Below are 1501 nucleotides of genomic sequence, written 5' to 3' on the forward strand. Positions count from 1 at the left end.
CTACGGGATCGCCGACCGCTCGATCACGATCAACGTGGTCAATGCGATCCCGTCGACGACGCTCGCGTACAGTAATGCGGCACGCCAGAGCGGCTCGCTGCCGCAGGCGTCGCAAGCGCAGATCGCGACCGGGCAATCGACCGCTGTCAGCGCGTCGAACAGCTGGGGCGATTGCACGGGATCGTTCAGCCTGGCCGGCGGCGACGCGTCGTTTGCGATCGCGTACACGCATCCGTTCGGGTCGCAACCGACCACCGTGAGCGTCATGCCGTCGGCCGGCTACGTGTCGGGCGCCGACGCCGCCACGTTTCCCGGTCACGACTCGGTCGCGAATCTCACGCTGTATCGCGGTGTCGCAACCGCGAACGGCGCATGGGTCGTCCCGCTTGCGCAGCTCGCAACGCCGCCGGCCAACAACTGCCAGGATTTCGCAAACAGCATGTTCGGCAGCAACGTGCGCACGGCCGCGGCCATCCAGTCCGCGTACCAAAGCACGGGCCCGCTCGGCTACGTGCCGCCCGCCGACTTCACCGGCGGCCAGCTCGCGGGCTTCGTCGCCCAATGGGTACAGCGCTGGCAAAACGGCGCGGCGTATGGCGTGCTGCCCGCAGCCGATGCGCAGCTCATCGATGCGCTGAACCAGTACGTGTCCGGCGCATCGAACGCCGGCCCGCTGACGATGTGGGTGCCGCAGATCGCGTGGCAGGCCGGCACCGATCCGGCGGTGTTCGCGCTGACGGGTTATCGCGCGTTTCCGTTCGTCGATGCGCAGGGCAACTGGAACACGGCCACGTTGTCCGCGTTCCTCACGCTGCTGGCGGCCGGTTCGCATATCGTCGCGATCAGCGCGACGAGCGACCTGCCGGCGGGCGTCACGATGCAGGCGTTCGACAGCTTCATGGGTGCAAGCGGGCTGACGACGTCGACGGATATCGGCAACTCGCATTACGCGTCGGTTTTGAACACGACGGGCCGCTATTACCTGAGCGTCGGCAGCGATTTCGCGCCAGCGAACTGCGGGCTGATCCTGTCGTTCCTGTATGGGCGCACGGTGAACAATCTGCTCGCGGGCGCCGGCACGTACAACACGTTCATCCAGCTCGAAGGCTGGCAGGCCGGCGGGTCGCGGCACAACGCCGACTATGCGACGTATCAGCAGACGCTGTGGAACATCTCGACGTATGGGGCATCCGCATATAGCGAAAAGCGCGCGACGTCGATCTTCCTCGCGCCCGCCGGGTGGACGCCGCAGGTCTACCAGACGACGCGGATGATGCCGTACGTCGGCGCGTACGCGCAGTCGAATGGCTCGCCGCAGGGCTGGCTGAACACGTCGCTCGTCACGATTCCGGCGGATGCACCGGCGCTGCCGTCGAGGTATGTGTCGAGTTGATTGGTATCGGTGGGTGGGCGAGCGGTTGAGGGTGTAGCAATGCCAGTTGCTTGCTTCCCCGCTTACCGGCTCACGGCGTGCGTCACCATCGGCTGACGCACGCTTGCG

At 66.4% G+C, this 1501-nt stretch carries 1 protein-coding gene; it reads left to right on the plus strand.

The annotated features are described in order from the left end of the window. On the plus strand, window positions 1-1393 hold a 1393-nt coding region (locus JYJ84_RS36485), incomplete at its 5' end, for a hypothetical protein (protein WP_205190283.1). Window positions 1394-1501 lie beyond the last annotated feature (108 nt).

The sequence above is a fragment of the Burkholderia sp. LMG 13014 genome, assembly GCF_905232215.1.
GTDB lineage: Bacteria > Pseudomonadota > Gammaproteobacteria > Burkholderiales > Burkholderiaceae > Burkholderia.